Below are 6,456 nucleotides of genomic sequence, written 5' to 3' on the forward strand. Positions count from 1 at the left end.
ATAAAAATAATTGTGTTACTTATTATTTTGTATATAATTGAAACTGACGGTTATAGAGATAATATACAAAATCCCAATTTATAAGATCAAACCATTTGTCGATATAATCATTACGCCTATTTTGGTAATCAAGATAGTATGCATGTTCCCAGACGTCAATTGGAAGAAGTGGAATTAGTCCTAAGGTAAGCGGTGTATCCTGATTTGCAGTTGTAACGATTGATAATTCACCACGTGAATTGGACACAAGCCAAGCATAACCAGAGCCAAAAACTTGTAGTGCAGCTTCTTTTAATTTAGCCTTAAATTCATTAAAATTGCCAAAGGAACGGTTAATGAGATTTAGAAAATCATTTCCTGGAGTATTAACTTGATTGGTATTTTGCACTGGCATTATGGATGTTTTACTTGGAGTCTTCATGGAATAAAAGTATAGATTATGATTGTATACACCACCAGCATTATGCTTTACTGGTGTTTGAATTTCGGAAGGAAGAAGATTGTTATGAACAATTAATTCCTCAAGATTCCATGCTTGGAATTCTGGATAATTTTTTAAAGCTTTATTAAGATTATCGACATAAGTTTTAAGGTGTTTTTCATGATGAAAATAGAGAGTATATTCACTTATGTTTGGAGAGAGAGCATCGCGAGCATATGGTAGTGGAAGCAATGGAAATGGATAAGTTTGATTGTTTTGACTCATAATTAGAACATCCTATCGTATTATTTACTATAGTTTATGTAAAAAACGACAGAGTGTGACGGCGATAGGAGATTGCAAAAAAATATGGAGGTGGATTGATGAGTTATCAGTATTTAGAGTATCCGAAATGTTCAACTTGTATCAAAGCAAGAAAATGGTTAGAAAAAAATCAGATTGCATTTGAATCAAGAGATATTACAGTAAACAATCCTACGAAGGAGGAACTTAAAGTTTGGCAAGAGAAAAGTGGATTGCCATTTACTAAGTTTTTTAATACGAGTGGACTACTTTATCGAGAACAAAATCTAAAAGAAAAGATTAAAGTTATGACAGTTGAGGAAATGGTTGAAATACTATCTACAAATGGTATGCTAGTAAAACGACCAATCTTAGTAGGTAATGACTTTGTACTTGTTGGTTTTAAGGAAGATGAGTGGAAGAAGAAATTGCTTCCACCAGTTTTAAAGCGATATTAGTAGCATTTATCCATAGAGTTTTAGGTGTGAAACAAATTTATCCGACATGTTCGGATAAATTTGTTAAAACATTATTAAAATTCAAAGAAATTTGATGAATCTTGTTCATATAGCTGTTATAATAAGCAATGATTAAAGTTAACAAAAGTATTAGTTGGAGGAATCGATGTTTGGTTATATAGGAATACATAAGCCGGAGCTTAAGATGAAGGAATACTATAAATATCGTGCATACTATTGTGGACTATGTCAAGTTCTAAAAGAACGCTATGGACGTTTTGGACAGATGACACTGACTTATGATATGACATTTTTAATTATACTCTTATCTTCTTTGTATGAAAGTAAAGTGACAGAAGAACAGCATCGATGTCTTGCACATCCAACGAAAAAACATTGGATGCTTCATAATGAAGTAACGGAGTATGCAGCGGATATGAATATCGCGCTAACTTATCATAAATTTTTAGATGATTGGAACGATGAGAAAAGCATAGTAGGACTTAGCGCAAGCAAGTTATTCGTAAGGAAATATCATAAAATAGAAAAGAAATATCCTGAAAAATGCCAGGTGATTGCAGAGTGCTTGGCAAAGTTACAAGAATACGAGAAAGAAAATGTTACAGACCTTGATAAGATAGCAAAACCGTTCGGTGATTTAATGGGAGAGATGTTTGTTTACCGCCAGGATGAATGGGAGGGCACATTAAGAAGGCTAGGTTTCTATCTTGGGAAATACATCTATTTATTAGATGCTTATGAGGATGTTAAGGAAGATATCATAAAAGGTAATTTTAATCCATTAAAGGAGAAGGTAGGCAAACCTACTTTTGAGGAGGAATATCGACAAATATTAATCATGATGATGTCCGAATGTTCAAAGGAATTTGAAAGGTTGCCATTAATCCTTGATGTCGAACTGTTAAGAAACATACTATATGCGGGGGTATGGAAGAAGTACGACGAATATGGTACAAAAAGCTGTAACAAGAAAGTAATTGATGAAGAAGGGAAAGGAATATAGTATGACACAAGATCCATATCAGGTACTTGGGATAAGCAGAACAGCTACCGATGATGAGGTAAAAAAAGCTTATCGTGAATTAAGTAGAAAATATCATCCAGATTCTTATGTAGATAATCCTCTATCTGATTTAGCAGAAGAGAAATTTAAGGAAGTACAGGAAGCATACGACACCATTATGAACGAACGTCAAAATGGTGGCTACTCCACTAACGGAAATTATAGTGGGCAATCCTATGGAAACCAGACATATCGTGAAGATGGAGTCCTTGCCGATGTCGCTTCCAAAATCAATGGACGACGCTTTAGTGAAGCCCTTAGCCTACTCTCAGGTATTAGTAATCGTACTGCCAGATGGTATTATTATAGCGCGATTGCCAATATTGGTGTTGGTAATAATGTACTTGCAGCTGATCACGCGAGAACTGCTGTATCAATGGAACCAAATAATCCAGAGTATGTTAATCTACTGAATCAGTTACAGTGGGGAGGCCGAAGATATACGCAAACTGGCTATGGTTATGGCCGTGGTGGTGCAGATGCCGGCGATATGTGCTGTAACTTATGTATCGCAGATGCTTGCTGCGAGTGTATGGGAGGCGATTTGTGCACATGCATCTAAGCACAAAAAAATTGGCGTTTTCAGGCTTATTACTAGCATTAACGATTTTACTTACGATACTTAGTTCTGTGTTTGAAACGAGTACTTTCTTTTTACTTGCAGCAGCATCGTATCTAGTGGGAGTAAATTTTAGAGAGAGTGGAGTTAAGTTTGGTATTGGATTCTACGTTTCAGCCATCTTACTTAGTATGACACTAGTCCCAAATAAACTCTATTGCCTAACCTTTGCAACCATCAGTGCTTACATTGTCATTATGGAAATAATCAGAGTATACTTAACTAAAAAAGAGTTACAAAAATTAGCCACAATAAACAGGGTTCCAATCGAAAAAAAGCCCAATGCTTTTTTTTATATCATTAAGTTTGTTGTGTTTAACGTTCTTTATCTACCTTTTTTATTTTTATCTCCTGGTTTATTTTACAGTGGAGAAATCTCACCAATGATTTATATACTATTCATAATAGGTGGTCAGATTATATTTGTTCTCTACGATATGGCATATGATGTGTTTATCCAAAAGTACTGGAAACGAATCAAAAAGAGCATGATCCGAAATTAAAAGTAATAATAAAAGCTCTACATGAAGTCTTGACCTAAAATTCACGTCAAAGACTTCATGTAGAGCTTCCTTAATTTACAAAAGTATTTGTATATTGCATAATTTATCTGTACATGGAATAGATTATAAAAACAAGTATTTCAGGTGGAACTTCCATGAAAGGCTCCAATTTGTTTAAGCATAAACAAATCGAGGAACGTGCTGCTGAGATTGCTGCATTCATTATAGAAAACAATGCAACAGTCAGACAGACCGCGAAGCAGTTCGGTATCTCTAAGTCGACGGTACATAAGGACGTTACCGAGCGTTTATTACAAGTAAATCCTTCTCTGGCAGAGCGAGCACGTGTCGTTTTGGATTTGAATAAGTCAGAGAGACATATCAGAGGTGGATTGGCTACCAAAGAGAAGTACCTACATAAAGGAAAGACCGTGCAAGGATATTAAGAAGGGGTTAGTACTGTTCATTAAAATGTTTATGAACAATCGTGAATGAACATTGGTTGATGAGCATAAGTAAGATCGGGATGTTTTGGGGATAACTCAGGCATTCCGGTTTTTCTGTGCGCCCAGCATAGTGCGCTATCATTCTGTTATTTTATCAAATTTTGTGTTTCACTAAGAGAAAAAAGTATAGAATCATAGTCTGATTAAAAAGGATTCATTATATCTGATCATAAAGTAATTGTATAAGGTGTATGATGAAAATGTTCACGAACTATGTAATAAACTGTTGGAAATAAAGCTATATTATGGTATAATTAAATGGTTGGTGTTTATAAAATTTCTTGTTACCTTTATGAAAGCTCTTACATTATGTGAATAGTTTCACACAATCTGGTACATAGCCACTAATCAACATTTAGAGGGAATATGATAATATTTTATCAATATTTAAATGATTGATAATGTAATCGCTTACAATTGACACAAATAGCGGATACTACGTATGGATGAAAAGAGTGAAAAGTATTAATTTTCAGATTTGTCGATTTAGAAATAAATTTGTAAATAGTTAAATTCTTTCATTCAAAAAGTACTTATTTTGTGTTAAAATAGAAACGAACGCAAAGAAAAAATTATTGTATCATCAACTCACGCTAACTATGTGTTAATTTAATCACAGGTTTGTGGAAAGTATCCGAAATGTTTATAGCTGTATACCGTTAAGGGGGCAGTTAAATTAGAAAGAAAGAAGGAGAAAAAATGGCAGCAGGAACATTCAAAGGCGGCATTCATCCTTATGAAGGAAAAGAGCTAGCGATGGATAAGTCAACCACTTTATTGCTACCAAAAGGAGATCTTGTGTATCCAATGTCTCAACACATTGGTAATCCGGCAAAGTCTATTGTTGCGAAGGGTGACAAAGTTTTGGTGGGCCAAAAAATTGGTGAAGCAGATGGAGCAATCTCCGCCTGCATCATTAGCTCGGTGTCTGGTACAGTAAAGGCTGTAGAGCCAAGATTAACTGTGGCAGGTACCATGGTAGAATCCGTTGTTGTGGAAAATGATAACGCTTATACTCAGGTAGAAGGATTTGGAGTAGAGCGAGATTACACGTCCCTTAAAAAGGAACAAATTCGTTCTATTATTAAAGAAGCTGGTATTGTAGGAATGGGAGGGGCTGGTTTCCCAACACATATCAAGCTAACTCCAAAGAATGATAGTGCAATTGAGTATTTAATTATTAATGGTTCTGAGTGTGAACCTTTTCTAACTAGTGATTACCGAATGATGTTAGAAGAGACAAATCGCTTAATTAAAGGTATTAAGATTACACTTCGTTTATTTGAAAATGCAAAGGCTATTATTGCAGTAGAAGATAACAAACCAGAAGCAATCAATGCGCTTACTCATGCATTAAGAAATGAGAATAAAATTGAGCTTAAAGTTATTAAAACAAAATATCCTCAGGGTGCGGAACGTGTGCTAATTTATGCAATAACGGGTCGTAAAATGAACTCTACTATGCTACCATCGGATGTCGGTTGTATCGTAAACAACGTAGATACTATGATTTCAGTTTGTAGAGCAGTAGCAGAGAATACACCTCTTATCAAAAGAGTCATAACGGTATCTGGAGATGCTGTGAAGAATCCAGGGAATTTTATTGTATTAACTGGTACTAATTACAGTGAACTCGCAGAAGCTGCAGGAGGATTTCGTGCAAAACCTGCGAAGTTGATTTCTGGTGGGCCAATGATGGGACTTGCTCTTTACTCCCTAGACATACCAGTTACGAAGACCTCCAGTGCATTACTAGCATTTACTGTGGATGAAGTGGCGGAAATGGCAGAGGGACCATGTATCCGTTGTGGACGTTGTGTGGCTGTTTGTCCAGGTAGAGTTGTTCCACAGAAATTAATGGAGTATGCAGAACGTTCTGATAATAAAAGCTTTGAAGCGTTAAATGGTATGGAATGTTGTGATTGTGGCTGTTGTTCTTATATCTGTCCAGCAGGACGTCATTTAACACAGGCTTTTAAACAGACCAAAAAAAGTATTTTAAACGAACGCAAGCAGTCGTAAAGAGGAGAATGAAGTAAGACTTAAGAAAGAGGTGGAATCTTTGAAAGATATGTATAATGTCTCTGCATCACCGCACGTGCGTAGTGGTGTAACGACAGCACAGATTATGAGAGACGTTGCAATTGCGTTAATGCCTGCTTGTTTATTTGGTATTTATCAATTTGGTTTCTCAGCATTTTTGGTATTATTAGTTTCGGTGACATCCTGTGTGGTATCCGAGTTTTTATATGAACGATTAATGAAGCAACCATATCGTCCTTATGAGTGTAGTGCTTTAGTTACCGGTTTATTAATCGGCATGAATATGCCTGCAACCATTCCATTATGGATTCCAATGGTTGGTGGTGTATTTGCAATTATCGTAGTAAAACAGTTATATGGTGGACTTGGACAAAACTTTATGAACCCTGCTCTTGCAGCTAGATGTTTCTTAGCCATCTGTTTTCCTCCTCTTATGACAAAATTTGAAGTAGGATCCTTTGCAAGTTCCAGTGCTTCAAGTAAAGCATTATATCTATTTAACTATGGTTATGCTGGACT

The 6,456-nt window shown here is 35.6% G+C and carries 8 protein-coding genes; 7 read left to right on the top strand and 1 reads right to left on the bottom strand.

The genetic code is table 11. From position 1 onward, the window contains the following. Nucleotides 1-22: 22 nt before the first annotated feature. Nucleotides 23-706 (bottom strand): superoxide dismutase, encoded by a 684-nt coding sequence (locus RTP52_RS00745; RefSeq protein ID WP_312368577.1) that lies wholly within the window; start codon nt 704-706, stop codon nt 23-25. 98 nt (nt 707-804) lie between these two features. Here RTP52_RS00745 and RTP52_RS00750 point away from each other — a divergent pair, with 98 nt between their 5' ends. From RTP52_RS00750 to RTP52_RS00780, 7 genes are all read left to right on the top strand, one after another. Next, nucleotides 805-1,182 (top strand): arsenate reductase family protein, encoded by a 378-nt coding sequence (locus RTP52_RS00750; protein ID WP_312102335.1) that lies wholly within the window; start codon nt 805-807, stop codon nt 1,180-1,182. Nucleotides 1,183-1,348: 166 nt separating this feature from the next. Continuing rightward, complete coding sequence (locus RTP52_RS00755; RefSeq protein ID WP_312368579.1) at nt 1,349-2,206, top strand: DUF5685 family protein; 858 nt, start codon at nt 1,349-1,351, stop codon at nt 2,204-2,206. A 1-nt stretch (nt 2,207) separates the two neighbouring features. After that, nucleotides 2,208-2,828 (top strand): J domain-containing protein, encoded by a 621-nt coding sequence (locus RTP52_RS00760; protein ID WP_312102377.1) that lies wholly within the window; start codon nt 2,208-2,210, stop codon nt 2,826-2,828. Next, nucleotides 2,813-3,388, top strand: a complete 576-nt coding sequence (locus tag RTP52_RS00765) for a hypothetical protein (protein ID WP_312368581.1) — start codon at nt 2,813-2,815, stop codon at nt 3,386-3,388. Before RTP52_RS00760 ends, RTP52_RS00765 begins: the two co-directional genes overlap by 16 nt. Before the next feature lie 155 nt (nt 3,389-3,543). Further along, the gene (spoIIID, locus tag RTP52_RS00770) at nt 3,544-3,834 is read left to right on the top strand and encodes a sporulation transcriptional regulator SpoIIID (RefSeq protein ID WP_012198240.1); all 291 of its coding nucleotides are present in this window, start codon (nt 3,544-3,546) and stop codon (nt 3,832-3,834) included. Nucleotides 3,835-4,593: 759 nt separating this feature from the next. Next, the gene (rsxC, locus tag RTP52_RS00775) at nt 4,594-5,916 is read left to right on the top strand and encodes an electron transport complex subunit RsxC (RefSeq protein WP_312368582.1); all 1,323 of its coding nucleotides are present in this window, start codon (nt 4,594-4,596) and stop codon (nt 5,914-5,916) included. 40 nt (nt 5,917-5,956) lie between these two features. Continuing rightward, a partial coding sequence (locus RTP52_RS00780) for an RnfABCDGE type electron transport complex subunit D (protein ID WP_312368583.1) occupies nt 5,957-6,456 on the top strand: 500 nt, incomplete at its 3' end.

Source organism: Lachnoclostridium sp. (assembly GCF_031997925.1).
GTDB lineage: Bacteria > Bacillota > Clostridia > Lachnospirales > Lachnospiraceae > Lachnoclostridium.

Bases quoted from the DNA above. Each gene is read 5' to 3' on its own strand.
- RTP52_RS00745 (WP_312368577.1), bottom strand. From the start codon at position 706: ATGAGTCAAAACAATCAAACTTATCCATTTCCATTGCTTCCACTACCA.
- RTP52_RS00750 (WP_312102335.1), top strand. From the start codon at position 805: ATGAGTTATCAGTATTTAGAGTATCCGAAATGTTCAACTTGTATCAAA.
- RTP52_RS00755 (WP_312368579.1), top strand. From the start codon at position 1,349: ATGTTTGGTTATATAGGAATACATAAGCCGGAGCTTAAGATGAAGGAA.
- RTP52_RS00760 (WP_312102377.1), top strand. From the start codon at position 2,208: ATGACACAAGATCCATATCAGGTACTTGGGATAAGCAGAACAGCTACC.
- spoIIID (WP_012198240.1), top strand. From the start codon at position 3,544: ATGAAAGGCTCCAATTTGTTTAAGCATAAACAAATCGAGGAACGTGCT.
- rsxC (WP_312368582.1), top strand. From the start codon at position 4,594: ATGGCAGCAGGAACATTCAAAGGCGGCATTCATCCTTATGAAGGAAAA.